The sequence below is a fragment of the Streptomyces sp. NPDC001889 genome (genome assembly GCF_053594535.1).
The window spans coordinates 24946-51306 of sequence record NZ_JBSFER010000015.1 but is presented as its reverse complement, the minus strand read 5'-3'; the positions used below and the strand labels follow the sequence as shown (position 1 = coordinate 51306).

Sequence of the window (26361 nt, the reverse complement as noted above, 5' to 3'; positions counted from 1 at the left end):
CGCGGGGGACCGGGCACGGAAACGGGGCGGCGGCGGCCCCGGAGGACCGCCGCCGCCCCGAATCGCGCGGATCACCAGCGATACCAGCGCGACCTCCCGCCACCGCTCTGCGCGCTCCGCAGCACGAAGCCGAGCAGCCAGACGACCAGGACAGCCACCGCGATGTACCACAGTGCCTGTACGGCAAAACCCGCGCCGAAAAGAATCAGTGCCAGCAGAAGAACCAACAGGATGAGAGCCATAGTTTTTGTACCTCCGGGGGCACGCCTTCCCGGGATGAACCCTCATACGCCTTGGCGGGAACTTCCGGGAAAGTTTTCCGAACCTCCCGCGACACCGCGTTTGTGACCCCGTTTCAGGGGCAGCCGCCCTGTGTGCTTCGGACCGGAGGCACGCCCGCGGAGCGGAACCGCATCCGGGTCACCGGCTGAACCGGATGCGCGGGTGAATTCACCCGGCCCTTTCCCCCGCGGTCGCAAGGATTCCGTCCGCACGGCTGAGGGAGTGGCGCGCACCATGCGCTCACAGACGAGCACCGCAGACACCGCGAGCACCGCAGACACCACAGGGGACGTCCACGGGGATGTCCCCAGGGACCCACGCGGCGCGAGGACCGGGCATCCCCATGACGACGCCCCCGACACCCGGGCCGCCTTCGCCGAACTGGCCGCCCTGCCGGACGGGCCCGAGCGCGAGGCCCTGCGCCAGGAGCTGGTGAACGCCTGGCTGCCCATGGCGGAGCGGCTCGCCGGCCGCTTCAGGAACCGCGGCGAGACCCTGGAGGACCTCTGCCAGGTGGCCGCCCTGGGCCTGGTCAAGGCCGTCGACCGCTACGACCCCGAACACGGCAGCGCCTTCGTCAGCTTCGCCGTGCCCACCATCACCGGCGAGGTCAAACGGCACTTCCGGGACCACATGTGGGTCCTGCACGTGCCGCGCCGCGTCCAGGACCAGCGCAACCGGGTCCGGTTGGCCCGCCGCGAACTGGCCCAGACCCTGTCCGGGCGCGCGCCGACCGAGGCCGAGATCGCCCGGAAGGCCGGGCTGACCCTCGACGAGACCAGAGCGGGCCTGGAGGCCATCGGGTCCTTCAGCGCCCTCTCCCTGGACGCCGAGATCGCCGGCGGCGACCACGGCCACACCATGGTCGACGCCCTGGGCGGCCCCGACCCCGCCCTTGATGTCGTCATCGACCGGGAGGCGGTCAAACCCCGGCTCCGCAAACTCCCCGAACGGGAACGGCGCATCCTCTACATGAGGTTCTTCCGCGATATGACCCAGAGCCGGATCGCCGAGGACCTCGGAATCTCCCAGATGCATGTGTCACGGCTGATCAGCAATTCCTGCGACCGGTTGCGCCGAGAAATCATGAAGGATGCCGCCTAGGCTGCGACAGGAGACCGTACCCGTCCCCCACACTGCGAGGTGCGCCGGTGGTGAGCAGCAGCGGTGGAATTCCCCGGCACGGCCGTGAGGAGACCCCGGAGGAACGGGCCGACCGGCGCTGGACCGATCTCCTCCAGGAATTGCGGGTGGCCCAGACGGGGGTGCAGATCCTCTTCGGATTCCTGCTCACCGTGGTGTTCCAGCCCCGCTTCACCACCCTGTCCGAGACCGACCGGGACATCTATCTGGCCACCGTCATGCTCGGTGCCGCGGCGACCGGCGCCCTCATCGGCCCGGTCTCCTTCCACCGGCTCCTCACCGGCCGGCGGCTCAAACCCCAGACCGTCGTCTGGGCCTCCCGCCTCACGGTCGCCGGACTGCTGTTGCTCCTCTGCACCATGGCGTCCGCGCTCCTCCTCATCCTGCGGGTGGTGCTCCACGACTCCTCCGCGCTCTGGCTGGTCGCCGGCATGGTCTGCTGGTTCGCGCTCTGCTGGTACGTGCTCCCGGTGCTGCTGCGCGCCCGCCACCCCGAGCGCGACGACACCGCCGCCGGGAGCCGGCCCGGCCCCTGACCGCCCGGCGGCCGGGAACTGCCCCCGCCCCTCTGGCGCGGCCGGGCGAGCCCCGGGATGCTGTCGCTGACAGCGCTTTCCCCGTGCTCAACCAGCCATGACACAGGAGACGTTGTGGGCCGGAGCGGACCAGGCAGCATCCGACGCACCCTCATCCCCCTCGTGACCGCCGCCGCGCTGGCCGCCGGAGCCGTCGCGCCGGCCGCGGCGGACCCGGGCCCCGACGCGCGGCCGGGGAACGCCGCGGACGTGCTGCGGCCCGTCGCACCGCCGCCCGCGAGCGCGCCGGCGGACTCCGCCGCGCGCGCCGTCGCCGACGGCGACGGCATCGAGACGGCCCGCACCTCGCGCCCGGTCGCCCCGGGCATCGAGCTGACCTCCTGGGACCGGCTCGCATCCGACAAGTGGCTGCGGGTCGACTCCCTCTCCGTCGACCTCGCCGGCACGGGCGTGGCGGCCGGATATCTCTCCACCGGACGGGTCGCCGAGCGGGACACCGTCTCCGCCCTCGCCGCCCGGTACGACCCCGGCCCCGGCCGCCGTACCGTCGCCGCCGTCAACGCCGACTTCTTCGACATCAACCAGACGGGCGCACCGCTCGGCCCCGGCATCAGGGACGGCGAGCCGACCCACTCGCCCGCGCCCGGCGCCCACCGCGCCGTCGGCATCGGCCCCCGGGGAGCGGGCCGGGTCCTCCAGCTCTACTTCGACGGCACCCTCACCCTCCCGTCCGGCGACCACCCCCTGGCCGCCTTCAACGCGGCCAACGTCCCCGCCGGGGGCATCGGCGTCTACACCCCCGCCTGGGGCGCCGCCGACCGCGCCCTGACCGTGGACACGGCCGCCCCGGTCGCCGAAGCGCTGGTACGGGACGGACGCGTCGTCTCCGTCGCCGCGCGCCCCGGCACCGGCCCGGTCGCGGCCGGCACCACCGCGCTGATCGGCCGGGAGGCCGGGGCTGCGGTGCTCGCCGCGCTGCGCCCCGGGGACCCGGTGGCCCTGGAGTACCGGCCGCGCACCGACGGCGGAGCCGTACCGCACACCGCCGTCGGCGGCCGGGAGCTGCTGGTGGTGGACGGCGTACCGCAGAACCACGAAGGCCAGGGCAACAACACCGCGGCCCCCCGCACCGCCGTCGGCTTCTCCCGCGACGGCAGCGCCATGCAGATCCTCACCGTCGACGGACGGCAGGCCGACAGCGGCGGGGTCACCCTCACCGAACTGGGGCTCATGATGCGGCGGGCCGGCTCCCACAGCGCCCTCAACCTCGACGGCGGCGGCTCCTCCACCCTCCTCGCCCGCACACCGGGCAGCGACACCCTCCAGGTGGAGAACAGCCCCTCCGACGGCAGCGAGCGCACCGTCCCCAACGGGCTCGCGCTCACCGCCCCCGACGGCTCCGGACGACTGCGCGGCTACCACGTCACCACCCGCACCCCCGCCGTCGCCGCACCGACCGCCGACCCGGTCCGGGGCGGCCACCCCGAACGGGTCTTCCCCGGGCTGACCCGCGCGCTCACCGCCGCAGGACACGACGAGACCTACGGACCCGCCGCCGGTGCGCCCCACTGGCGTTCGCTGCGGCCCGCCGTGGGCCGGGTCGACGCCCGGGGGGTCTTCCACGCCCGCCACAGCGGCTCGGCGACCGTACGGGCCGAACGCGCCCGCGCCCACGGCTCCATCGGGCTGACGGTCCTGGACGACCTCACCCGCATCGAACCCACCACCCGCCGCCTCGGGCTCGCGGACACCGGCGCGACGGGCGGCTTCGGCATCCTCGGGTTCGACGCCCAGGGCAACAGCGCCCCCGTCGAACCCGCCGATGTCCGTCTCGTCCACGACCGGGAGCTCTTCGACATCCGGGACGACGGCGCCGGTTCCTTCGCCGTCACCGCCCGCACGGGCTCCGGCGCCGGCCGGGTCATCGCGACGGTCCGGGGCGTCACCACCTCCCTCGCCGTGACCACCGGCCTCACCGAACGGCCCGCCGCCGGCTTCGACGACGCCGCCGAGTGGACCTTCAGCCACGCGCGCGCGGCCGGCTCGGTCGCCGCCACCCCGGCCGGCCACAGCGGCACGGGCCTGGCGCTGGCCTACGACTTCACCCGCTCCACCGCCACCCGTGCCGCCTACGCCACCCCGCCCCGGCCGATCGCCCTGCCCGGACAGCCCCGCTCCCTCACCCTGTGGATCGACGGCGACGGGAACGGCGCCTGGCCCACCCTCCACCTCAGGGACGCGGCCGGCTCGGATCAGCTGCTGCGCGGCCCGTACCTCACCTGGACGGGCTGGCGGCGGGTGACCTTCACCGTGCCCCAGGGGGCCGCCACCCCGCTGTCGGTGCGCCGCTTCTACCTCGCCGAGACCGCGGCGGCCCGGCAGTACACCGGCCGGGTGGTCATCGACGGACTCACCGCGCAGCTGCCGCCGGAGGTGGAGCTGCCCCCGCAGCCGCGCGCCCCCGATCCGCTGATCGGCTCCGCCGCCGTGACGGCGGACCGGGAGTGGCGGTTCGCGGTGATGTCGGACGCGCAGTTCGTCGCCCGCGACCCCGACAGCGCCATCGTCCGGCAGGCCCGGCGCACCCTGCGCGAGATCAGGGCGGCCCGACCCGACTTCCTCCTGGTCAACGGCGATCTGGTCGACGAGGGCGCACCGGCGGATCTGGCGTTCGCCCGCCGGGTCCTCACCGAGGAGCTGGGCACCGGCCTGCCCTGGATCTATGTCCCGGGGAACCACGAGGTCATGGGCGGCCGGATCGACGACTTCATCGCCGAGTTCGGACCCGCGCACCGGGTCTTCGACCACCGGGGCACCCGCTTCCTGACCCTGGACACCTCCCGGCTGACCCTGCGCGGCGGCGGATTCGAGCAGATCACCGCTCTGCGGGCGCAGCTGGACGCGGCGGCCCGCGACCCGGGGATCGGCTCCGTGCTGGTCGTGCAGCATGTGCCGCCGCGCGATCCGACGCCGCAGCAGGGCAGCCGGCTCGGCGACCGCAAGGAGGCCGCGCTGCTCGAACGGTGGCTGGCCGGGTTCCGCCGCGCCACCGGCAAGGGCGCGGGTCTGATCGGCTCCCATGCGGGTGTCTTCCACGCGGAGCACGTCGACGGGGTGCCGTATCTGATCAACGGCAACTCCGGGAAATCGCCCGCGGGGCCGGCCGGCGAGGGCGGGTTCACCGGCTGGTCGCTGGTCGGGGTCGACCCCGTCGGCCACGCGGAGCGGCTCGCGGCCCGTCTCCGGCCGTGGACCGCGCGCCCCGACTGGATCTCCGCGCAGACCCGCGCCCACACCGACCGGCTCACTCTGAGGGCCCCCGGGCGGCTCCCCCCGGGCAGCGTCGCGGAGGTGGCGGCGACGGTCGGCCAGGGCACCCGCGAGGTACCGGCCGCCCACCCCGTGAGCGTCGACTGGACGGGCTCCCCCCGGCTCCACATCGGTCCGGCGGGCACCGCCCGCCCGCGCCACACGGCCGCCTTCGACCCCGCGACGGGCCTGCTGACGGCGCTGCGGGCGGGGGAGGTGACCCTCTCGGTCAGGGTCTCGGGGGTGACGGAGCGTGCCCGGATCGTGATGCCGGCGGCAGGGGACGCCACCGGCACACCGCCCGAGCCGGACGCGCGGCGGGGGACCGCCACCCCGTCCGGGAAGGGGGCCGGGGCCGCCGTCCGGTCCGTCGAGCTGCCCGGGCCGGCCCCGGCGCCTCCCGCGCCCGGACCGTCCGGTCGCCGTGCCCCGGTCTCCTGAGCGCCGGGCCGGGAGGGGGGTGGGCCATGAGCCGTCGATCCGTCCTCCGGTCCGCGGTGACGCGGGCGGATGGAGCAGGGCCGCCGCGGCGATCACCGCGACGCCGGCTCGCGGGCGCGGGGGTGCGCGCCGGGCCCGTCGGGCGCTCGGCGGGCCCGGTGGTCCGGCTCGCGCGGTGCGGCCGGGCCGCGTCGGGTGGTCCGGAGGGGCGGAGCCGGGGCGTCCGGGGTCGGGCGCGCCGGTCGCCGCCGGGGCCGCCGGTGTCCGTGCGGCGTGCTCGTCCGTCTGCCCGGGTGATCCCGGGGCACCGCCCCGGGGGCCCGTCGCGGTGGGCCCGGCCGGGACGGCGGCCCCCTCCCGGCCGCCCCCGGCGCGGCGCGCCCTCGCCGTGCGGGAAACCGCATCACCCGGCAGCCTTGGTGATGAGTGGTGCGGAGGAGGTGGTCAGGGTGACCGGGCCGCGTGCCTCCGGGGCCGCAGCGTCGGGCCGCGGAAGCGGGTCCCCCGAGGGGACCGGGGATTCCCAGCCGCTGCTGTCGCTCGCCCTGGCGGGGCTGATGGAGGATGTCCACGCCCACTCCGGCGCTCTCTACCTGCTCAGCCGGGGCGACAGCGGCGGGACGCTCGACATGGCCGTCAAGGCCGGGCTGCCCCGCTCCTTCTCCGCCCCCTGGGAGCGGATCGCCCTCACGGCCCCCATCCCGGTCGCCGAGGCGGTGCGCGAACAGCGGGTGGTCTGGATCTCCGGCGAGGAGGACATGGCCCGCCGCTACCCCCGGATCGCCGTCGTCCTGCCGTACCCGTACTGTCTCGCCGCCGCCCCCCTCCTCAGCGACGGCACCGCCTACGGCGCCCTGTACGTCACCTGGCCCGCCTCCCACCCGCCCGAGCTGTCCGACGCCGAGTGCGCCCTGATCACCACTGCCTGCGACCGGCTGGCGCTGAGGCTGCGGCGCGCCGCCGAGCGCGGCCGGCCCGTCGTCCCCGAGACCCACTTCCTCGGCTCCCGGGCCATGGCCACCGGTGTCGGCGCCATCGAGGCCATCCAGATGCTCAACCGGATGCCGGACGGCATGTGCGGTCTGGATGTCAACGGCCGCGTCGTCTACGCCAACCCCGCCACCGGCGAACTCCTCGGCATCACGGTCTCCCGGCTGACCGGCAGCCAGCTGTGGACCGCGCTGCCGTGGCTCAACGACCCGGTGTACGAGGACCGCTACCGCGCCGCGATGCTGAGCCAGCACACCACCGCCTTCACGGCACTGCGGCCACCGCGCGACTGGCTCACCTTCCGGCTGCACCCCGGCCGCGACGGGGTGAGCGTCCACATCACCCCCGCCCGGGCGGGAGTGGGCGACACTCCCGGACAGACGCCGTCCGGGCACCCGCACCGGCTCGTCACCATCTCCCACATCGCCAATCTGGCGATCGCGCTGACCGAGGCCGTGAGCGTCTCCGATGTGATCGGCCTGGTCGCCGACGAGATCATGCCCTCCCTCGGCGGCAGCGCCCTGGTGATCCTGGCCGCCGAGAGCGGCCGGCTCAGGGTCCTGGGCCACCGGGGCTACCCGGACCCCGAGACGGTCGAGCGCTGGGACGGGACACCGCTGACCGCGCCGATCCCGGGCGCCCAGTCCCTGGTCACCGGGGTGCCGTCGTTCTTCGAGTCCCGGGAGCAGCTGGAGCGGGTCTACCCCGAGCGGTTCACCACCCCCGACGGCATGGCGGCCTGGGCCTATCTCCCGCTGATCGCCTCCGGCCGGCCGGTCGGCACCTGTGTCCTCGGCTTCTCCGAGGAGCACCGCTTCTCCACCGACGAACGGGCCGTGCTCACCGGCCTCGGCGGGCTGATCGCCCAGGCCCTGGAGCGGGCCCGGCTGTACGACACCAAGCACCGGCTCGCCCAGGGTCTCCAGTCCGCCCTGCTGCCGCACTCGCTGCCCGCGCTCGACGGCCTGGAGGTCGCCGCCCGCTACCGGCCGGGAACCCAGGGCATGGACATCGGCGGCGACTTCTACGACCTGATCCCCACCGGCCGTACCGCCGCCGCCGTCATCGGCGACGTCCAGGGCCACAATGTCACCGCCGCGGGGCTCATGGGCCAGGTCCGCACGGCCGTGCGCGCCTACACCGCGGTCGGCCAGCAGCCCGGCCGGGTCATGGAGTCCACCAACCGGCTCCTGATCGACCTCGACCAGGATCTTCTGGCCTCCTGCGCCTATCTCCACCTGGATCTGCGGGCCCAGCGCGCCCGGATGGCCCGGGCGGGCCATCCGCAGCCGCTGCTGCGCGACCCGGACGGCACCGTCCATGTGCTGGACATCGCCGGCGGCCCGCTGCTCGGTGTCGACGCGGCGGCCCGCTTCCCCACCACCACGGTGCCGCTGCGCCCGGGGGCGGTGCTCGCCCTCTACACCGACGGTCTGATCGAGGCGCCCGGGACCGATATCGACGACGCCCTCGCGGCCCTGGCCCGCCGGCTCGCCGCCGCCACCGGCTCCCTGGAGGCCGTCGCCGACGCCCTGACCGGCCCGCCGGGGGCCGGGGGAGGGGGCGGCGGGGACGACACGGCGCTGCTCCTGCTGCGGCCCACCGGCTGACCGCCCCCGCTCCTCCCCGCCCTCTCTCCGCCCTTTCTCCGCCCCTTGCTGCCTCTTTCTGCCTTTTTCCGCTTCTTTCCGCGCAGCCCGGTGCCCTCCGGCCCGGGAGGGGCGGGAGGGCACCGGGGGAGGGGCGGGTCAGCCGTTGTTGCCGCTCGCGGAGGCGTGGCTCGCCGTCACGGCTCCGTAGAAGGGCATCGCCAGGTTGCTGAAGATGTCGGCGGTGCCGGGGCCACCGGGGTTCTTCCAGTCGCGCAGCAGCTCGGAGATGACACCGACGGTGCTGTTGAGGGTGGCGCCCGCGTTCTGGAGGCGCAGCAGGGAGGTCTCCCGGGCCAGCTTGTTCGTGGTGCCCGAGGCGTCGGTGACGGAGTGCACCTCGTAGCCGCGGCCGAGGGCCGAGAGGGAGGCGAACATCAGGCAGACATCGGTGATGACACCGGCGATCACCAGGTTGGGGCGGTTCATGGCGCGCACGGCCTCGTCGAAGCGCGGGTCGTCGAAGGCGTCCACCTCGCCGCTGCGGTGGATGAGGGGGGAGCCGGCGGGCAGCTCGGCGACCAGCTCGGGAAGGAGCGGGCCGTTGGGGCCCTGCGGGGCGGAGGTGGTGGCCACGAGGGGGAGGCCGAAGACCTTCGCGGTACGGGCCAGGGCCTGCGCGTTGCGGCGGACCTCGTTCTGGTCGTGGTCCTGCACGCCCATGAGGAGGCCGGTCTGGTGGTCGACCAGCAGGATGCCGGTGTTCTCCGGGGTGAGGCGGTTGGTGAGGTAGCTGTTGCTGCTCATTGCTGCGGTTCCTTGGGGTCGGGCCGCGGTGACGGCCGTTGCTGGAGAGTCAGTCGCAGGCTTTTTGTTGCTTGCGCATTCATCCTAACCGCAGCTGTGCGGACTCCATTCCCGGCCCCGGGGGGCCGGGTCGGGTGATCCGGGTCACGCCGTGGCGGTGTCCTCCGGCGAGGGTCCGGCGCTCTTCAGCCGGTCCAGGGTGGCGTCCAGGGCCAGCAGCTCCCCCGGTGAGAGCCGGCCCGCGAACATCGCCTCCACCACCTCGGCATTGGTGCGCACCGCGGCCCGGAGCACCTTCCGGCCCTCCTCGGTGAGCTGGATGGTGGCCCCGCGCTGGTCCTCCTCCAGGGGGGTGCGGGTGATCAGCCCGCGTGCCGCCAGGCGGTCGCACATCCGGCTGACCGCGCTCTGCGTCAGCACGATCCGCTCCTTGAGGTCCTTCAGCCGGGTGCCGTCGAGGGGGATGTTCACCAGTGCGTCGAATTCGCTCAGCGACAGCCGGTGACGCTCGGCGATCTCCCGCTCGATCTCGCGCAGCACCTCGTTGTGCACCTCCATGAACGACCTCCAGACCCCGATCCTGAACTGCCGGGACACCCCACCGGAGCCTGTCCTCGCCATAATCCCTACCTCCTCATTGCATGCGTACGCATCATTCTCGCAGGCCGGGTCCGCGATCGCGCGGCGCCGTCCCGCGGGCCCGTGACGGGGGAACCTACGGGTCCCCCTCAGGGTCTGCCGTCGAACCTTGTTCCTGTCCGATCGCCCGTGCGAAGGTCGAACGGTCCGATGAACAGAACCGGTTGCGCCGCATTCACCGGCCGCCCGCCCCTCCCCGGAATTCCACGAACCCTCTGCCGCGCAGAAAGAACGAAAGGTGCTGCCGCGATGCCGGATGACCTGGTTCCGCTCGAAGAGATGAAGCGACTCACCGAACGCGTGGAACGCCTGGAGGCCGTCCGTGAACTCCACGACCTGCGCCACAGCCTTCCCCGCCATGTCAACGACGGCGCGTTCTCCCGGGTCGGGGAGCTGTTCAGCGAGCACGCCCGACTGGACTACGCGCATCTCGGGCAGGCGTCGGGCCGCGAGGAGATTCAGCGGTACTTCACGGGTCTGACCCGGATGATCGAGGAGAACAGCCCGGCGGCCCAGGTCATGATCACCCAGTTCGGCCACGGGCACGAGGTCCGGATATCGGGTGACGAGGCCACCGGTGTCTCCTTCTTCGAGGAGAAGGTGGTCTTCGACACCGAGAGCGCCATGGTGGCCGGGAAATTCACCGACAGCTATGTCAGGGAGAACGGCCGATGGCTCTTCTCCCATATCAAGCTCGACCTTTTCTGGGTCATTCCCTGGGACCAGGGCTGGAAGAACTGAACCCGGGGCACGCGGCTCCACCGCGTGCGCCACACGCGCCAATCACACGATCAGAGGAGAGCGACCACATGGGCAGGTTGACCAACAGGACCGCACTGGTCACCGGGGCCAGCCGGGGCATAGGGCGCGCGAGCGCGCTGCGGCTCGCCGGGGAGGGTGCCCTGGTCGCCGTGCACTACGCGACCAATGACGAGGCCGCGCGGGAGACCCTGGCGCTGATCGAGAAGGACGGTGGCCGGGGGTTCACCGTCCGCGCCGAACTGGGGGTGCCGGGCGATGTGCACGAGCTGTTCCTCGGGCTGGAGCGGGGCCTCAAGGAGCGGACCGGGGCGACGGCGCTGGACATCCTGGTCAACAACGCCGGTGTCACCACCCCGGCGGGCGCGCCGCCGGAGAGCGTCACGCCCGAGGACTTCGACCACCTCTTCGCGGTGAACGCGAAGGCCCCGTTCTTCATCGTCCAGCGGGCGATCGGGCTGATGTCCGACGGCGGCCGGATCGTCAACATCTCCTCCGGGCTGACCCGGGTCGCCAACCCGGAGCAGATCGCGTACGCGATGACCAAGGGCGCGATCGAGCAGATCACCCTGCACTTCGCCCGCCATCTGGCCGCGCGGAACATCACCGTCAACAGTGTGGCGCCCGGTATCACCAACAACGGCAGCGCTCTGTTCGACATCCCCGAGGCGGTCGAGCAGATGGCACAGGTGTCGGCGTTCAAACGGGTCGGCGAGGCGGTCGACGTCGCCGATGTCATCACCTTCCTGGCCACGGACGAGGCCCGCTGGATCACGGGTGCGTTCGTCGACGCCACCGGTGGGACCCTGCTCGGCTGACCGCGCCGGAACCGGCGGTCCGGGCCGGATGGACCGCCCGGCCGCTCCGGCCCCCGGCCGGCGCCCCAGCAGTCTCCCCGATGGAGGTATCACCCGTGAGTTCCGTGGCAGAGCGGCCGTTCCGGTTCGGTGTCGGCATCCACACCCCCACCACCCGGGCCGAGTGGGTCGCCAAGGTCCGGGCGGCCGAGGACCTCGGCTACGACGCCGTGTCCGTCTCCGACCATCTCGGCATGCCCGCACCGATCCCGACGCTCCTGCTCGCCGCCGAGGCCACCGAGCGGGTGCGGATCGGCACCCTCGTCCTCAACACGTCGTTCTACACCCCCGCGGTGCTGGCGCGGGACATCGCCACCGTGGACCGGTACTCGGGCGGCCGGGTCGAACTCGGTCTCGGCGCGGGGTACGACCGGGCACAGTTCGACGCGGCGGGCCTGCCGTGGACGCCCGCGGGCGAGCGGGTGTCACATCTGGAGACGATCGTCCGGGAGTTCAGGAAACCCGCCGCCGAACGGGAGCACTACGCCCGGTACGCCGGACCCTCGGCGCCCCCGCTCCTGATCGCCGGCCGGGGCGACCGGGTGCTGGGGCTGGCCGCGCACCACGCCGACATCGTCGCGTTCACCGGGACGGCCCCGGTGCGCGACGGCGACGGACTCAAGCTCGCCGGTCTCGCCGAGGTCACGGACCGGATCGGTTTCGTGCGGAAGCTGCTCGGAGACCGGGCCGGCGAGGTGGACCTCAACATGGCCATCCACCGGGTGCTGCCCCCCGGTACCGCCGGGGGTGTCAAGGACGTCTGGCAGAACGATCTGGGCCTCGGCATGGAGGAGCTGGCCGAGCTGCCGTCGATCCTCATCGGCACCCCCGAGGAGTGCGCGGAGCGGCTGCGCCGGCGGCGCGCGAGCCTGGGTCTCAACTACTACACCGTGCTGGAGCACGAGATGGAATCGTTCGCACCGGTCATGCGGGCGCTGCGATGAGCGGCCCGTATCTGGCGGTCAGCGTGGAGCGGGACGACTGCATCGGCTCCGGGCAGTGTGTGACGGTCGCCCCGGAGGTGTTCGACCAGAGCGACGACGACGGCGTCGTGGTGCTGCTCGACCACCGGCCGCCGGCCGGGGAGCACGAGGGGGTGCGGGAGGCCGCGGACCTCTGCCCCGCCGCCGCCATCCGGCTCCATGAGAACGGCGCGCGCTGACCCGGCGCGCCCGGGACGAGCCGAGGACCGCTGCCGAGAGGGAGGCCACATGACACAGGACAACAGCATGCCGCACAACCGGCGCGCGGCCGGATGCCCCTACCGCCCCGACGCCGATCTGGTGCGACAGCACCAGGACGAGAAGCTGCACCGGGTACGGGTGCCCAGCGCCCAGCTCGGCGCGTTCGAAGCGGTCCTGGTCGCCCGGGCCGAGGACTCCCGCACCGTGCTGTCCGACATCCGCTACGAGGCCGGATTCGCCTTCGAACGGGACCTGACCGGACCGCGGACGATGATGACCCAGCCCGGCACCCTGCTCAACTACGACGGCGAGGAGCACACCCGCTACCGGCGCATGCACGCGGGAGCGTTCACCGTCCGACGTGTCCGGGCCATGGCCGGGGCGATCGAGCGCATCGTCGAGACGCACCTGGACGCGGTGGAGCGGGAGGGACCGGGAGCGGACCTGATCGAGACGTTCGCCGGTCCCGTGCCCCTGATGGTGATCTGTGAGCTGCTCGGTGCCCCGGAGGAGGACCACGAGGGCATCCGGGCACGCAGCTCCATCGCCACCAGCGTCGGGACGACCCTCGCGGTGCAGCAGGAGAACTTCGGCGCGATGACCGAGTACATGGGGAGGCTGATCGCGGCACACCGGCGCGAGCCCGGTGACAACATCCTCGGCGACCTGGTCCGCCGGCACGGCGCCGAACTCACCGACGACGAACTCGTCGGCATGGGGAACGACATCCTCGTGGCCGGGCACGAGACCCTCACCTCGACGATCGGGATGAGTGTGCTGACCCTGCTGCGCCATCCCGACCAGCTCGCCCTGGTGCGCGACGAGGAGTCCGTGGCCGCCAACGCCGTCGAGGAGCTGCTCCGGCTGCTCTCGGTGGCGCCGCCGCTGGTCCGTCAGGCGAGCTGCGATCTGACGCTGAACGGCCAGGAGATCCGCGCGGGCGAGCGGGTGATCATCTCGGGACTGATGGCCAACCACGGCGCGGACGTCGCCCCGGGCGCGCCGCACGACCTCGATGTCCGGCGCAGGCCGGTCCGGCATCTGGCGTTCGGGTACGGTCCGCACCAGTGCCTGGGCCAGCAGCTCGCCCGCCTGGAACTGCGGACGGTGCTGCCGGCGCTGTTGCGCAGATTCCCCGCGCTGCGGCTCGCGGTCCCGTTCGAGCAGCTCGAATACCGCACCGACGCGCTGGTGTTCGGGGTGAGGAGCCTCCCGGTCGCCTGGTGAACGCCGGCCGCCCGAGCGAGAACTGATTCCGGCCGGGCACGCGTATTCCCGGCCATGACCTTCAAAGGGCGCCGAACGCCCGAGTGGTGCAACATGCAACAGACACCCACTCGGCGTTCGGCGCCCTTCCGTGTTTCCCCGCATTCGCCACGGGCGATGGGATTCCCTTTTCAGCGGTGCTGGCTCGATCGCTGATTCAACGGGACCGAAAAAAACCGGTTGACGGACAGCGCCGAAGTGTCTCGGAGGTCAGAATCCAGGCTTCGGTGCGACATATCGGAAAACGCATTGATCGATGATCGAGCAGCTGAGGCCGAGGGTAGGTTCACAGCGCGCGGGGGACGCCACACCAGGCATGGAGAGAACCAAATGAAAATGACGGGAAACTACAGAAGGCACGAATCCGGGCAGAGCTGCATCTGTCAGGCATCGTCATCCGTGCGGTACATGACGGACTCGGCGTCGGCGGCCGGCGCCACCTACCGCTACCCGGCGGAGCCGGGACAGGACCCCACCGGCTCCTTACCGGGAGCCGGTTCCGCCGACGCCGGCCAGCACGGCGGCGTCCGCGAGAGCTGTGCCGCGCCCCACACCACCGAACCGGCCCATCTGGCGGCGGGCCGCAGATCGGTGACCGACGATGCGACACGGGCCCTCACCTCCGACGCGGTCCGGATGAACGCCCGGTGCGCCTGGCTGGCGGTCCTGGCCTCGCTCTACACCGGTGACCTCTCGGTCACGAACGCGCAGTGCGAGCGGCTCGCCCGCGACCCCCGCTGGACCCGTTCGCCCCGCCACCACGATCTGCTCATGCTGCTGCGCGCCCGCAGTTCCCTCTTCGCCGGCGATGTGCACCGCGCGTCCGAGATCCTGGGAATCCTGCTCGCCCGGGCGGCGTCGGCCGCACCGGTCTCCCTCGTCGTGGCCTGGCAGATCGAGGCACTCGTCCATCTCGGCGAGTTCGAGTCGGCCGATGAGCTGCTGCTCGAACACGAGCTGACCGGCGAGCTGGACGAGGGTCCGCGCGACCGGGCCCATCTGCTGGCCGCCCGGGGCGGGCTGTACCTGGCCACCGGCCGCTTCCCCAGTGCCATCGACGACTTCACGGCCTGCGGACGGATGCTGGCCTCGATGAATGTCGGCAATCCCGCCGTGATTCCCTGGCGTTCGAAGGCGGCCTTCGGCGCGCTGGGCGCGCGCCGCTACGATCTGGCCCTCGTACTGGCCGAGGACGAACTGGCCGCGGCGCGGAAGTGGTGCTCACCCCGCGCTCTCGGGACGGCGCTGCACGCCGTGGCGCTGGCCCGCCGGGACGAGACATCGGTGGCGCTGCTGGAGGAGGCGGTCCAGCTCCTCGATCTGGGCTCCGCCCGCACCGAGCAGATGCAGGCGCTCCACGACCTGGGCGCCCTGCTGGTCGAGCGCGACGACCCGACCGGGGGCCGGAGCCGGTTCCGGGCGGCCGGCGAGGTGGCGCGCGAGTGCCGCAACGGCTTCTGGGCGGACCGGGCGGAAGCGGCCCTGGACCGGCTGGACCTGCCCGGCAGTACTCAGACGCTCACCCGTCAGGAGACCAAGGTGGCGCAGCTGGCCCGCGCCGGATACAGCAACCGGCGCATCGCGGAAACGCTTTTCCTGACGGTTCGGACCGTCGAGTTCCACCTCTCCAACGTCTACCGCAAGCTCGCCATATCGGGTCGCCGGGAACTGGTCACCGCCCTGAGCGCCGCCGCGATGTAGAGACCGGACCGATACGGGATTCCCGCTGATTGCCCCCCGAGTTCAGCGGGAATCCCGTGGGCCGTCCCTGGGGCCGCACCGTAGGTTCTCCCGGCCGCCCTTGTATCTCCGCGGCACCCCGTGCCAGAGTCATGTTGTCGGGTCATTCCCCGTGAATGCATCAACCCGATTCCCTCCCGCCGGTAACCCTCGTCGGTGAAATCCACCGCGTCCCTCTCCGGAATCCGGGACCGTACGTCCAGCCATCGGCCGACATCCCCTGTGCCCCTTACTTCCGCGTGACCCCGGATTCGCCGGAGTCCGGGATCTCCGTGACCGCCCAGTGCAGAGGCAGGTGCTCTCCATGCTCCAGCAGAACACGACGAAGCGCATCGGCTACTGGCTTCTCCATCTGCACCAGCTGTTCGACGAGTCCACTGCGCGGGCACTCTCCGGAGAGGCGCTGGACCGCCGGAGATGGCAGGTGATCCACGCACTGAGAATCCATGTGGACACCATCGCCGCCATCGACGCCGCGTTCGCCCCCTTTCTCGCGGTCGACGATGTCGACTCCTATCAGTGGATCATCGACGAGTTCGATGTCCGGGGCTGGGTCAGGGTCACCGACGACGGCATCACGCTCACCGAGTCCGGTGTCGCGGCACACGACCGCGCCGAGTCACTGGTGAACGCCCACGCCGCCGCGTCACTGACGGGAATATCCGAGACCGAGTTCCTGGCCGCCAACGACGTGCTCGCCCGGATCGCCCACAACATCGAAAAGGCGTGACCGGGCACCCGCGACCGGACCGCGGCGCACAGCCGGGCCGGGCGAGCCGCTCACGCCGACGCCGCCCTCTTCTGGAGAACACCATGGACGCTTCAGTCATTGTCGTCGGTGCCGGGCCCGCGGGGCTCATGCTGGCGGGGGAACTCCGCCTGGCGGGCGTCGATGTCATCGTGCTCGACCAACTGCCCCGCCCCACCGGGGAGTCGCGCGGCATCGGGTTCACCATCCGTACGATGGAGGTCTTCGACCAGCGGGGTCTGCTCCCCCGCTTCGGTGAGATCCGGACCAGCACGGCGGGGCACTTCGGCGGCCTTCCGCTCGACCTCGGCCTGCTGGGCGCGGGCCACGGCGCGGCCCGGACCGTACCCCAGTCGACGACCGAGGCCGTCCTGGAGAGCTGGGCACGGCAACTCGGCGCCGACATCCGGCGCGGACAGGAGTTCACCGGATTCGCGGAGGACGCGGACGGGGTCAATGTCCTCGTCGGCGGTACCGGCCGGGCACTCCGTGCCCGGTATCTGGTCGGCTGCGACGGCGGGCGCAGCACCACGCGCAAGGCTGCGGGCTTCGACTTCCCCGGCACCCCCGCCTCCACCGAACTCTTCCTCGCCGACATCAGGGGAGTGGAGCTCCAGCCGCGCATGACCGGTGAACAGACCGGCGACGGCATGGTGATGGTGGCCCGGCTGCCCGGGGACATCCACCGGATCATCGTCGGCGAGCGCGGGGCGCCGCCGAAGAAGCGGACCGGACCGCCCGACTTCAGCGAGGTGGCCGATGTCTGGAAGCGTCTGACCGGCATCGACATCTCCCACGCGGAGCCGGTGTGGGTCAGCGCCTTCGGCGACGCGGCGCGCCAGGTAACCGAGTACCGGCGCGGCCGGGTGCTGCTGGCCGGCGACGCCGCGCACATCCATCTGCCCGCCGGCGGGCAGGGCATGAACACCAGCATCCAGGACGCGGTCAACCTCGGCTGGAAGCTCGCCGCCGCGGTACGCGGCACGGGCCCCCGGGACCTGCTGGACAGCTACCACGGGGAGCGGCACGAGATCGGGCGCAGGCTGCTGGCGAACACCCGGGCCCAGAGCATGCTCATGCTCGGCGGCGCCGACGCGGCCCCCGTGCGCGAGGTCCTCGCCGAACTCCTCGACCAGACCGAGGTCCAGCGGCATCTCGCCGCCCGCGTCAGCGGCCTGGACATCCGCTACGACATGGGCGGCGGCGAGCACCCCCTGCTGGGCGCGCGCATGCCGGACCTCGCGCTCACCCGCGACGGGAGGCGCACCAGCAGCGCGGAACTGCTCCGGCCCGCCCGGGGAGTGCTCCTGGATCTCGACGACAACGCCACCCTGCGCCGGCGCGCGCACGGATGGACCGACCGGATCGACGTGGTGACGGGGCAACCGCACCACCTGCCGGACAGCGGCGTACCCGCCGGAACCGCGGCGCTGCTGATCCGCCCCGACGGACATGTCGCCTGGGCCGCCCCCGGCACCCACGCCGACCTCCCGATGGCCCTGAACCGCTGGTTCGGACCGGCCCGCCGAGACGGCCGGCCATGAGAACACGAAGGGGAACGATGTACAGCACGCTGATAGTGGCCCGTATGGCCCCCACCTCCGCCGACCGGGTCGCCGGACTGTTCGACGCCTTCGACCGGAGCGACATGCCCGGCCGGATGGGCACCCGGCGCCGGGAGCTCTTCAGCTACCGGGGCCTCTACTTCCACCTCCAGGACTTCGACGAGGACAGCGGCGCCGGAGCGATCGAGGGGGCGAAGACCGACCCCCGCTTCCTCCGCGTCAGCGAGGACCTCAAGCCGTACATCGAGGCCTACGACCCCGCGACCTGGCGCTCCCCGGCGGACGCGATGGCACAGCGCTTCTACCACTGGCAGGCGTCATGAGCACCGGGCAGGGCCGCCGGGTCGTGATCACCGGCATGGGGGTGACCGCCCCGGGCGGACAGGGGGTCAAGAACTTCTGGAAGCTGCTCACCGACGGACGCACCGCCACGCGGCGCATCTCCTTCTTCGACCCGGCGCCCTTCCGCTCGCAGATCGCCGCCGAGGTCGACTTCGACGCCGAACTGTCCGGGCTGACGCCCCAGGAGATCCGGCGGATGGACCGGGCCGCCCAGTTCGCCGTGGTCACCGCGCGGGAAGCGGTCGCCGACAGCGGGCTCGGGTTCGACGCGCTCGTCCCGCACCGCACCGGTGTGACGATCGGCAGCGCGGTCGGCGCGACCACCGGCCTGGACCAGGAGTACCGCACCGTCAGCGACGGCGGACGGCTGGAACTGGTCGACCACACCTACGCCGTGCCGCATCTCTACAACTATCTGGTCCCCAGCTCCTTCGCCACCGAGGTCGCCTGGGCGGTGGGGGCCGAGGGGCCCGCCACGGTCGTCTCCACCGGCTGCACCTCCGGGCTGGACGCCGTCGGCTACGCGGCGGACCTGATCCGCGAGGGCTCGGCCGATGTGATGATCGCGGGCGCCACCGACGCGCCCATCTCCCCCATCACCGTGGCGTGCTTCGACGCCATCAGGGCGACCACCCCCCGCAACGACGATCCCGAGCACGCCTCGCGGCCCTTCGACGCCAGCCGCAACGGCTTCGTCATGGGCGAGGGCGCCGCCGTCTTCGTCCTGGAGGACCTGGAGAGCGCCCGGGCGCGCGGCGCCCGCGTCCACGCCGAGATCGCCGGCTTCGCCACCCGGTCGAACGCCTTCCACATGACCGGTCTGCGCCCCGACGGCCGGGAGATGGCCGAGGCCATCCGGGTCGCGCTCGACGAGGCCCGGCTCAACCCGCAGGACATCGACTACATCAACGCCCATGGCTCCGGCACCAAGCAGAACGACCGGCACGAGACCGCCGCGTTCAAGAGGAGCCTCGGCGACCACGCCCACCGGACCCCGGTCAGCTCCATCAAGTCCATGGTCGGACACTCGCTCGGCGCCATCGGGTCGATCGAGATCGCGGCCTCCGTGCTGGCGATGACCCATGACGTCGTCCCGCCGACCGCGAATCTGCACACCCCCGACCCGGAGTGCGACCTGGACTACGTCCCGCTGACCGCCCGCGACCACCGGACCGACGCGGTTCTCTCGGTAGGCAGCGGATTCGGCGGCTTCCAGAGCGCCGTGGTGCTGGCGAACCCCGATCGGAGCCCGCGATGACCACCAGGACCTGGGTCACCGGACTCGGTGTGGCCGCGCCGACGGGACTGGGCATCGAGGCCCACTGGTCGGCGACCCTCGCCGGTCGCGGTGCCATCGGCCGGATCACCCGGTTCGACCCCTCCTCCTACCCGTCGCGGCTGGCCGGCGAGATCACCGGATTCACCGCGGAGGACCATCTGCCCGGCCGGCTGCTGCCCCAGACCGACCGGATGACCCGCCTCGCCCTGGTCAGCGCGGACTGGGCGTTCGAGGACGCGGGCGTCGACCCGGCCCGGGAGCCCGACTACGACGTCGGTGTCATCACCGCGAGCCACTCCGGCGGCTTCGAATTCGGCCAGAACGAGCTGCGGGCGCTGTGGAGCAAGGGCGGGCAGTACGTCAGCGCGTACCAGTCCTTCGCCTGGTTCTACGCGGTGAACAGCGGGCAGATCTCGATCCGCAGCGGCCTGCGCGGACCGAGCAGCGTGGTCGTCAGCGACCAGGCCGGAGGCATCGACGCCATCGCCCAGGCCCGCCGGCAGATCCGCAAGGGCACCGGGATGGTGATCTCCGGCGCGGTCGACGCCTCGATCTGCCCCTGGGGCTGGGTCGCCCAGCTCAGCGGCGGCCGGCTCAGCACCGCCGACGATCCCGAACGGGCCTATCTCCCCTTCGACGACCGGGCCGCGGGCCATGTCCCCGGCGAGGGCGGCGCGCTGCTGGTGCTGGAGAGCGCCGAACACGCCATCGGGCGCGACGCCCCGCGCGTCTACGGCGAGATCGCCGGTCACGCCTCCACCGTGGACCCCCGCCCGGGCGGCGGCCGGGGCCCGACCCTCCAGACCGCGATCGAAGGGGCCCTGGAGGACGCCTCGGCCGAGCCCGGCGACATCGATGTCGTCTTCGCGGACGCCGCGGCGGTCCCGGAGCTGGACCGGATCGAGTCCGAGGCGATCGCCAAGGTCTTCGGACCGCGCGGGGTACCGGTCACCGCACCGAAGACCATGACCGGACGCCTCTACTCCGGAGCCGGTCCCCTCGACCTCGCCGCCGCGTTCCTGTCGATCCGCGACGGCGTCATCCCGCCGACGACGGGCACCACGCCCGCCGCCGGCCACGACATCGACCTGGTGACCGGCGCCCCGCGCCCCGCCGCCCTGCGCAGTGCCCTGGTGCTCGCGCGCGGCCAGGGCGGATTCAACTCCGCCATGGTCGTCCGCGCCGCCCGTCCCGCTCAGCCGTGAGGAAAGGAAACACCATGCCGGACACGGAATTCACCCTCGGTGACCTCAGGACCATCCTTCTGGAGGGCGCCGGCGCGGACGAGGGCGTCGACCTCTCCGCCGACATCAACGACATCCCCTTCGACGACCTCGGATACGAGTCCCTCGCGCTGCTGGAGACCGCCGGCCGGATCGAGCGGACGTACGGCATCAGCCTCGACGAGGAGGCCTTCGGCCGGGCGCGCACGCCCCGGGAGCTGGTCGGCCTCGTCAACACCCAGCTGCCGGCCGCGCGGGCCGTCTGAACCGAGAAGGAGCAGGACCATGACGGAGAACACGCGCAGGGTCGCCCTGGTCACCGGCGCGACCAGCGGTATCGGACTCGCCAGCGCCCGGCTGCTCGCCGAGCGGCAGCACCGCGTCTTCCTCTGCGCCCGGGACGGAGCCGCGGTGGCCGCCACGGTCAAGACGCTCCGGGCCGAGGGGCTCGATGTGGACGGCACCGCCGCCGATGTGCGGTCGCCGGCCGACGTCACCGCGCTGGTCCGGGCCGCGGTCACCCGTTTCGGGACGATCGACGTCCTGGTCAACAACGCGGGGCGCAGCGGGGGAGGGGTGACCGCCGACCTCTCCGACGAGCTGTGGGAGGACGTCATCGCGACCAATCTCACCAGTGTCTTCACGGTGACCCGGGAAGTGCTCAACGCCGGCGGCATGCGGCGGAAGGACCGGGGGCGGATCATCAACATCGCCTCCACCGCGGGCAAACAGGGGGTGGTGCTGGGCGCCCCCTACTCGGCCTCCAAGCACGGAGTCGTCGGCTTCACCAAGGCCCTGGGCAATGAACTGGCCCCGACCGGTGTCACCGTCAACGCCGTCTGCCCCGGGTATGTCGAGACGCCCATGGCACAGCGCGTCCGCCAGGGCTACGCGGCGGCGTACGACAGCACCGAGGACGCCATCCTGGAGAAGTTCCAGGCCAAGATCCCCCTCGGCCGGTACTCCACACCGGAGGAGGTCGCCGGGCTGGTGGGCTATCTCGCCTCGGATCTCGCGGCCCCGATCACCGCGCAGGCGCTCAATGTCTGCGGAGGGCTCGGCAATTTCTGACCCGGGCCCTTCCCGGCCCACCCGGGCCCTTCCCGGCCCACCCGGGCCCTTCCCGGCCCACCCGGGCCCTTCCCGGCCCACCCGGGCCCTCCCCGGCCCACCCGGTTCCGTTCCGGTCCACCGCAACGATGTGAGGAGAAGTCCGTGTCGCCCCAAAGCGGCCGTGAGGTCGAACACGAGATCACCGTCCGGGCGAACGCCCGGGAGGTCTACCGGCTGCTCGCCGAAGTGGAGAACTGGCCCAGGCTGTTCCCGCCGTCCGTCCATGTCGAGGTCCTGGAGCGCGACGTGGACCAGGAGCGGATACGGATCTGGGCCACCGCCAACGGCGAGGCCAAGAACTGGACCTCGATCCGCCGGCTCCACCCCGGCGAGCTGAGAATCGAATTCCGGCAGGAGGTCTCCGCCCCTCCGGTGGCGTCGATGAGCGGCACCTGGGTCATCGAGCCGCGCGGCGAGGACGAGACCCTGCTGCGTCTGCTGCACACCTACCGGGCCGTGGACGACGACCCCGACAAGCTCGCCTGGATCGACCGGGCCGTCGACGAGAACAGCCGGTCCGAACTCCCCTCCCTCAAGGCCGGGCTCGAACAGGCCACCAGAACCGAGGAGCTGACCCTGTCCTTCGTCGACTCCGTCCGGGTCGCCGGCTCCGCCGAGGACCTCTACGACTTCGTCAACGAGGCCGACCGGTGGACGGAGCGGCTCCCCCACGTCCGGGAGGTGAAGCTCACCGAGGACGCGCCGGGACTCCAGGTGCTGCGGATGGAGACGCTCACCAAGGACGGCGCCGCGCACACCACGGAGTCGGTCCGGGTCTGCTTCCCCCACCGGCGGATCGCCTACAAACAGACCACGCTGCCGCCGCTGATGACCCTGCACACCGGGTACTGGCAGTTCGAGGAGGACTCCGACGGCTCCACCACCGCCTCGTCGCAGCACACCGTGGTGATCAATCCCGAGCGGATCACCGACATCCTCGGCCCCGGCGCGGGCGTCCCCGAGGCCCGGGACTTCATCCGCAACGCCCTCGGGACCAACAGCCGCGCCACCCTCGCCCACGCCACGCGGTACGCGGAAGGGCGGCGCTGACCGATGCCCGAACCGCCGTCCCGGGCCCGGGACGCCGACGGCCCGGCCGTCGACGCCGAGGTGGTCGTCGTCGGCGCCGGGCCGGTGGGACTCCTGCTCGCCGGGGATCTGCGCGCCCGGGGAGTGCGCGCCGTCGTGGTGGAACAGCTCACGGCGCCGATGACGGAGTCGCGGGCCTCCACCCTCCACGCCCGCACCATGGAGGTGCTCGCCGAGCGGGGCGTTCTCGACCGGCTCGGAGAACTCCCGGACGGCGGTCCCGGACACTTCGGCGGCATCCGCCTCGACCTGACCGGGGCCGACCCCGGCCATCCGTACGCCGGACAGTGGAAGTGCCCCCAGACCCGCCTCGAAGCGGTCCTCCACGAGCGGGCCACCGCGCTCGGCACCCCCGTGCGGCGCGGCCGGCGGCTGGTCGCGCTGGAGGACCGCGGGGACCATGTGCGGGCCGAGACCGTCGCGGCCGACGGCTCCGTGGAGCGGCTGACCGCCCTCCACGCCGTCGGCTGCGACGGCTGGCGGTCCACCGTGCGGCGGCTCGCCGGCTTCGACTTCGCCGGAGCGGCGGCCACCCGGGAGATGCTGCGGGCCGATGTCGCCGGCATCGACATCCCGGACCGCCGGTTCGAGCGCCTGCCCGAAGGGCTCGCCACCGCGCACCGCTGGCCGGACGGCAGCACCCGCGTGATGGTGCATGTGTTCGGCACCGCTCCCGGGAACCGCTCCGGACCGCCCGGGTTCGACGAGGTCCGCGCGGCCTGGGCGCGGGTGACGGGCGAGGACATCGGGGGCGGTGTGCCGCTGTGGCTCAACGCCTTCGACAACACCCTCCGCCAGGTGACGCGGTACCGCCGCGGCCGGGTACTGCTCGCGGGCGACGCCGCCCATGTCCAGATGCCGGTCGGGGGACAGGCGCTCAACCTCGGTCTCCAGGACGCCGCCGCGCTCGGCTCGCACCTCGCCGCACGGCTCGCCGGCGGGGCGGACGGCGCCCGGCTCGACGGATACCACGAGGAGCGCCACCCCGTCGGGGCCCGCGCGCTCACCCATATCCAGGCGCAGTCCCTCCTGCTGCTCGGCGGGCCCGAGGTGGAGGGGCTCCGGGAGACCTTCGCCGACCTCCTGGAGTTCCCGGCGGTCCGCCGCCGTCTGGCGCGCGCCATCAGCGGACTCGACACCCCCCGGGCCCCGGCCGGCGACCCGGCGGAGCCGGCGCGGCAGACCCCGTTGACCACTTCCTAGACGAGACGGAGACCAGAGCATGAACGTCGGACTTCTCTTCGACCTGCGCAATCCGGATGCGTGGCACCGGCCGTGGACCGACCACTACGCCCGCTCGCTGGAGTACTGCGAAGAGGCGGACCGGCGCGGCGCGGGCGGGATCTGGTTCACCGAGCACCACCTCTTCGAGGACGGCTATCTGCCGCAGCCGCTGACCTTCGCGGCCGCGGCGGCGGCCCGGACGCGTGACGTCCGGATCGGCACCGCCGTACTGCTGCCCAATCTGCGCAAGCCCGCCCAGCTCGCCGAGGAGGCCGCGATCGTCGATCTGATCAGCGGCGGCAGGCTGGAGATCGGCTTCGGCGCCGGGTACCGCGTCCCGGAGTACGCGCTCTTCGACGCCGACTTCGGCCGCCGCTTCACCCGGGTCGAGGAGAACATCCGGGAGGTCCGCAGGCTCTGGGAGGAGGGCGGTATCAGCCCCGTGCCCGCGCAGCGCCCGCTGCCCCTGTGGGGCGGGTTCTACGGGCCCCGCGGCGCGCGGATCGCGGGGAGGCTCGGCATCGGTCTGCTGCACATATCGCCCGAGATGTTCCCGCACTACCGCGCCGGACTGGTCGAGGGCGGCCACGATCCGTCGATCGCCCGGGTGTCGGATCTGCTGCCGGTGATCCTCGCGGACGATCCCGAGGCCGCCTGGCCGCGCGTCGCCCCCCATCTCGCGCACCAGATGAACACCTACCGGCAGGGCTCGGTGGAGGGCACCGACCGCCCGAGGCCCCCGCTGCTCACTCCCGGGGACTTCCCCGACCGGCCGGCCGACGGATCGTGGGGCACCCTGGAGATCCTCACCCCGGAGGAGGCCGCGGCGCGCATCCACGAGCGGACGGCGGGACTTCCGGTCGAGCACCTCATCTTCTGGGCGAGCGTCGCCGGAATGCCGGACGATCTGGTGGTCAGGAACATCGAACTGATCAGCGAGGAGCTGCCGGCGCACCTGGCGAAGGCCGCCGGAGCCGGGCCGGGGACGACGGCGCCGGCCGGTGAGTGACGCGCCGGCCGTGCGGGGGGCCGTCACCGGGGCCGGGCGCGGCCACTGGGCCCTGCTCTTCGTCCTCTCGGGGAACATGCTTCTCGACGCCGTCGAGGTCTCGGTGGTGCTGGTGGCGCTGCCCGCGATCAGCGCCGATCTGGGGCTCGGTCTGTGGGCGGTCCAGTGGCTGATGAGCGGCTTCGCCCTCGGGTTCGCCGCCATGCTGATGCTCGGGCCGGTCCTCTCCGCCCGCTGGGGCCTGCGCCGCCTCTGTCTCACCGCGATGCTGGTGTTCGCCGCGGCCTCGGTCGTCGGCGGGGTGAGCGATGACACCGCGCTCCTCATCGCGTCCCGGGTGGTCAAGGGGGCGTGCGCCGCGCTGACCGCCCCCGCCGGCCTGGCCCTGATCGGCACCACCTTCCCCCAGGGCCCCAGGCAGCGCCGGGCGGTGTCGGTCTACTCCCTCTTCGGCGCGGCCGGCTTCACGCTCGGGCTGCTGCTCTCCGGGTGGTTCGTCACCGACAGCTGGCGCTGGACCTTTCTGTTCCCCGCACCGGTCGCCCTGATCCTGCTCGTCTGGGGAATCCGGGTCATCCCGCGCACCGGGCGGCAGGCGCCGCCCCGGCTCCCCGCGTCCCTGCTGCGCAACGGCCCGCTGATGCGCTCGGCCCTGGGCGCCGCCTCGCTCAACGGCACCTACATCGGCCTGCTGCTGCTGGTCACCTTCCGGGCGAGCGGCGAACTCGGCTGGCGGCCCTGGCAGATCGCCCTCGCGCTGCTCCCCGCCTGTGTGCCGCTGGCCGTCTCCGTCCCCTTCGCCGGCCGTCTGGTCCAGCGGTTCGGCACGGGACGGCTGATCACCGCCGGGGCGGCGGTCGCCCTCGCGGGACAGCTCCTCGCCCTGCTGCGCCCGGACCCGGTCCCGTACGCCACCGGGCTGCTGCCGGTGCTGGCGCTGGTCGGGGCCGCTTTCGTGTTCTCCTTCGCGGCGCTCAACATGCAGGCGGCGTCGAGTGTCGAACCCGCCCTGCGCGCGGTGGCCGTGCCGCTCTATCAGACGGGTGTCCAGCTCGGCAGCGTGGTGATGCTGCCGCTGGTCGCCGCCGTGCTGAGCACCACCGACGGCTACCGGCCCGCGCTGGCGGTCATCGCGCTCGTCGGCGCGCTCGGTGTCGTGACCGCGTGCACCGGGCCGCGCGAGGGCCGCCATCGCGAGCCGGTGCGACCGGGCTGAGCCCGGCGGGG

24 protein-coding genes are annotated in these 26361 nt (G+C 72.7%); 21 read left to right on the top strand and 3 right to left on the bottom strand.

The window, feature by feature from the left end; translation table 11 throughout:
• Positions 1–71: 71 nt before the first annotated feature.
• Positions 72–242 carry a hydrophobic protein gene (locus ACWCRA_RS18630; protein ID WP_351547590.1) on the bottom strand — a complete coding sequence of 57 codons (171 nt, stop codon included), beginning with the start codon at positions 240–242 and terminating at the stop codon, positions 72–74.
• Between the two features lie 274 nt (positions 243–516).
• Here ACWCRA_RS18630 and ACWCRA_RS18625 point away from each other — a divergent pair, with 274 nt between their 5' ends.
• From ACWCRA_RS18625 to ACWCRA_RS18610, 4 genes are all read left to right on the top strand, one after another.
• On the top strand, positions 517–1386 hold the full coding sequence (locus ACWCRA_RS18625; protein WP_351547587.1) for a SigB/SigF/SigG family RNA polymerase sigma factor: 870 nt from the start codon (positions 517–519) through the stop codon (positions 1384–1386).
• Positions 1387–1436: 50 nt separating this feature from the next.
• Positions 1437–1961 carry a DUF6328 family protein gene (locus ACWCRA_RS18620; protein WP_351547584.1) on the top strand — a complete coding sequence of 175 codons (525 nt, stop codon included), beginning with the start codon at positions 1437–1439 and terminating at the stop codon, positions 1959–1961.
• 162 nt (positions 1962–2123) lie between these two features.
• Positions 2124–5711: a phosphodiester glycosidase family protein gene (locus ACWCRA_RS18615; RefSeq protein WP_451068078.1), complete on the top strand. Its 3588-nt coding sequence runs from the start codon at positions 2124–2126 to the stop codon at positions 5709–5711.
• A gap of 422 nt (positions 5712–6133) precedes the next feature.
• Positions 6134–8311: a SpoIIE family protein phosphatase gene (locus tag ACWCRA_RS18610; RefSeq protein ID WP_451068077.1), complete on the top strand. Its 2178-nt coding sequence runs from the start codon at positions 6134–6136 to the stop codon at positions 8309–8311.
• Between the two features lie 138 nt (positions 8312–8449).
• Here ACWCRA_RS18610 and ACWCRA_RS18605 read toward each other — a convergent pair whose 3' ends face one another.
• Together ACWCRA_RS18605 and ACWCRA_RS18600 are read right to left on the bottom strand one after the other, a co-directional pair.
• A complete protein-coding gene (locus tag ACWCRA_RS18605) occupies positions 8450–9097 on the bottom strand; it encodes an isochorismatase family protein (protein ID WP_351547578.1) in 648 nt (215 codons plus the stop codon).
• Between the two features lie 144 nt (positions 9098–9241).
• The gene (locus ACWCRA_RS18600; RefSeq protein WP_451068076.1) at positions 9242–9718 is read right to left on the bottom strand and encodes a MarR family winged helix-turn-helix transcriptional regulator; all 477 of its coding nucleotides are present in this window, start codon (positions 9716–9718) and stop codon (positions 9242–9244) included.
• Between the two features lie 267 nt (positions 9719–9985).
• Here ACWCRA_RS18600 and ACWCRA_RS18595 point away from each other — a divergent pair, with 267 nt between their 5' ends.
• The 17 genes from ACWCRA_RS18595 (at position 9986) to ACWCRA_RS18515 (ending at position 26350) form a co-directional block, all read left to right on the top strand.
• Positions 9986–10477 carry a nuclear transport factor 2 family protein gene (locus ACWCRA_RS18595; RefSeq protein WP_351547573.1) on the top strand — a complete coding sequence of 164 codons (492 nt, stop codon included), beginning with the start codon at positions 9986–9988 and terminating at the stop codon, positions 10475–10477.
• Between the two features lie 68 nt (positions 10478–10545).
• Positions 10546–11313 carry an SDR family oxidoreductase gene (locus ACWCRA_RS18590; protein ID WP_451068075.1) on the top strand — a complete coding sequence of 256 codons (768 nt, stop codon included), beginning with the start codon at positions 10546–10548 and terminating at the stop codon, positions 11311–11313.
• Positions 11314–11408: 95 nt separating this feature from the next.
• Positions 11409–12296: a TIGR03621 family F420-dependent LLM class oxidoreductase gene (locus ACWCRA_RS18585; protein WP_351547570.1), complete on the top strand. Its 888-nt coding sequence runs from the start codon at positions 11409–11411 to the stop codon at positions 12294–12296.
• Entirely contained in the window at positions 12293–12514 is a 222-nt protein-coding gene (locus ACWCRA_RS18580; RefSeq protein WP_451068074.1) for a ferredoxin, read from the top strand. The genes ACWCRA_RS18585 and ACWCRA_RS18580 overlap by 4 nt, the downstream gene beginning before the upstream one ends.
• Positions 12515–12563: 49 nt before the next feature.
• Positions 12564–13763, top strand: a complete 1200-nt coding sequence (locus ACWCRA_RS18575; protein ID WP_351547568.1) for a cytochrome P450 — start codon at positions 12564–12566, stop codon at positions 13761–13763.
• A 447-nt stretch (positions 13764–14210) separates the two neighbouring features.
• Positions 14211–15503 carry a helix-turn-helix transcriptional regulator gene (locus ACWCRA_RS18570; protein ID WP_351547565.1) on the top strand — a complete coding sequence of 431 codons (1293 nt, stop codon included), beginning with the start codon at positions 14211–14213 and terminating at the stop codon, positions 15501–15503.
• Between the two features lie 343 nt (positions 15504–15846).
• Positions 15847–16272 carry a hypothetical protein gene (locus tag ACWCRA_RS18565; protein ID WP_351547562.1) on the top strand — a complete coding sequence of 142 codons (426 nt, stop codon included), beginning with the start codon at positions 15847–15849 and terminating at the stop codon, positions 16270–16272.
• 83 nt (positions 16273–16355) lie between these two features.
• Positions 16356–17834, top strand: coding sequence for an FAD-dependent monooxygenase (locus tag ACWCRA_RS18560; protein WP_351547559.1), 1479 nt, complete (start codon positions 16356–16358; stop codon positions 17832–17834).
• A 17-nt stretch (positions 17835–17851) separates the two neighbouring features.
• Complete coding sequence (locus tag ACWCRA_RS18555) at positions 17852–18178, top strand: TcmI family type II polyketide cyclase (RefSeq protein ID WP_351547556.1); 327 nt, start codon at positions 17852–17854, stop codon at positions 18176–18178.
• Positions 18175–19455, top strand: a complete 1281-nt coding sequence (locus tag ACWCRA_RS18550; protein ID WP_351547553.1) for a beta-ketoacyl-[acyl-carrier-protein] synthase family protein — start codon at positions 18175–18177, stop codon at positions 19453–19455. The genes ACWCRA_RS18555 and ACWCRA_RS18550 overlap by 4 nt, the downstream gene beginning before the upstream one ends.
• Complete coding sequence (locus ACWCRA_RS18545) at positions 19452–20681, top strand: ketosynthase chain-length factor (protein WP_351547551.1); 1230 nt, start codon at positions 19452–19454, stop codon at positions 20679–20681. Before ACWCRA_RS18550 ends, ACWCRA_RS18545 begins: the two co-directional genes overlap by 4 nt.
• Before the next feature lie 14 nt (positions 20682–20695).
• Positions 20696–20965, top strand: a complete 270-nt coding sequence (locus tag ACWCRA_RS18540) for an acyl carrier protein (protein ID WP_351547548.1) — start codon at positions 20696–20698, stop codon at positions 20963–20965.
• A 19-nt stretch (positions 20966–20984) separates the two neighbouring features.
• Complete coding sequence (fabG, locus tag ACWCRA_RS18535) at positions 20985–21770, top strand: 3-oxoacyl-ACP reductase FabG (protein WP_351547545.1); 786 nt, start codon at positions 20985–20987, stop codon at positions 21768–21770.
• Positions 21771–21914: 144 nt separating this feature from the next.
• A complete protein-coding gene (locus ACWCRA_RS18530) occupies positions 21915–22862 on the top strand; it encodes an aromatase/cyclase (protein ID WP_351547542.1) in 948 nt (315 codons plus the stop codon).
• Between the two features lie 3 nt (positions 22863–22865).
• On the top strand, positions 22866–24104 hold the full coding sequence (locus ACWCRA_RS18525; protein WP_451068073.1) for an FAD-dependent monooxygenase: 1239 nt from the start codon (positions 22866–22868) through the stop codon (positions 24102–24104).
• Positions 24105–24123: 19 nt separating this feature from the next.
• Entirely contained in the window at positions 24124–25134 is a 1011-nt protein-coding gene (locus ACWCRA_RS18520) for an LLM class flavin-dependent oxidoreductase (protein WP_351547537.1), read from the top strand.
• Positions 25127–26350, top strand: a complete 1224-nt coding sequence (locus ACWCRA_RS18515) for an MFS transporter (protein ID WP_451068072.1) — start codon at positions 25127–25129, stop codon at positions 26348–26350. Before ACWCRA_RS18520 ends, ACWCRA_RS18515 begins: the two co-directional genes overlap by 8 nt.
• The last annotated feature ends 11 nt before the right edge of the window (positions 26351–26361 follow it).

Excerpts from the sequence above, each read along its gene's own strand:
- ACWCRA_RS18630 (WP_351547590.1), bottom strand. The coding sequence starts at position 242 with ATGGCTCTCATCCTGTTGGTTCTTCTGCTGGCACTGATTCTTTTCGGC.
- ACWCRA_RS18625 (WP_351547587.1), top strand. The coding sequence starts at position 517 with ATGCGCTCACAGACGAGCACCGCAGACACCGCGAGCACCGCAGACACC.
- ACWCRA_RS18610 (WP_451068077.1), top strand. The coding sequence starts at position 6,134 with ATGAGTGGTGCGGAGGAGGTGGTCAGGGTGACCGGGCCGCGTGCCTCC.
- ACWCRA_RS18605 (WP_351547578.1), bottom strand. The coding sequence starts at position 9,097 with ATGAGCAGCAACAGCTACCTCACCAACCGCCTCACCCCGGAGAACACC.
- ACWCRA_RS18600 (WP_451068076.1), bottom strand. The coding sequence starts at position 9,718 with ATGGCGAGGACAGGCTCCGGTGGGGTGTCCCGGCAGTTCAGGATCGGG.
- ACWCRA_RS18595 (WP_351547573.1), top strand. The coding sequence starts at position 9,986 with ATGCCGGATGACCTGGTTCCGCTCGAAGAGATGAAGCGACTCACCGAA.
- ACWCRA_RS18590 (WP_451068075.1), top strand. The coding sequence starts at position 10,546 with ATGGGCAGGTTGACCAACAGGACCGCACTGGTCACCGGGGCCAGCCGG.
- ACWCRA_RS18580 (WP_451068074.1), top strand. The coding sequence starts at position 12,293 with ATGAGCGGCCCGTATCTGGCGGTCAGCGTGGAGCGGGACGACTGCATC.
- ACWCRA_RS18575 (WP_351547568.1), top strand. The coding sequence starts at position 12,564 with ATGACACAGGACAACAGCATGCCGCACAACCGGCGCGCGGCCGGATGC.
- ACWCRA_RS18570 (WP_351547565.1), top strand. The coding sequence starts at position 14,211 with ATGACGGACTCGGCGTCGGCGGCCGGCGCCACCTACCGCTACCCGGCG.
- ACWCRA_RS18565 (WP_351547562.1), top strand. The coding sequence starts at position 15,847 with ATGCTCCAGCAGAACACGACGAAGCGCATCGGCTACTGGCTTCTCCAT.
- ACWCRA_RS18560 (WP_351547559.1), top strand. The coding sequence starts at position 16,356 with ATGGACGCTTCAGTCATTGTCGTCGGTGCCGGGCCCGCGGGGCTCATG.
- ACWCRA_RS18555 (WP_351547556.1), top strand. The coding sequence starts at position 17,852 with ATGTACAGCACGCTGATAGTGGCCCGTATGGCCCCCACCTCCGCCGAC.
- ACWCRA_RS18550 (WP_351547553.1), top strand. The coding sequence starts at position 18,175 with ATGAGCACCGGGCAGGGCCGCCGGGTCGTGATCACCGGCATGGGGGTG.
- ACWCRA_RS18545 (WP_351547551.1), top strand. The coding sequence starts at position 19,452 with ATGACCACCAGGACCTGGGTCACCGGACTCGGTGTGGCCGCGCCGACG.
- ACWCRA_RS18540 (WP_351547548.1), top strand. The coding sequence starts at position 20,696 with ATGCCGGACACGGAATTCACCCTCGGTGACCTCAGGACCATCCTTCTG.
- fabG (WP_351547545.1), top strand. The coding sequence starts at position 20,985 with ATGACGGAGAACACGCGCAGGGTCGCCCTGGTCACCGGCGCGACCAGC.
- ACWCRA_RS18525 (WP_451068073.1), top strand. The coding sequence starts at position 22,866 with ATGCCCGAACCGCCGTCCCGGGCCCGGGACGCCGACGGCCCGGCCGTC.
- ACWCRA_RS18520 (WP_351547537.1), top strand. The coding sequence starts at position 24,124 with ATGAACGTCGGACTTCTCTTCGACCTGCGCAATCCGGATGCGTGGCAC.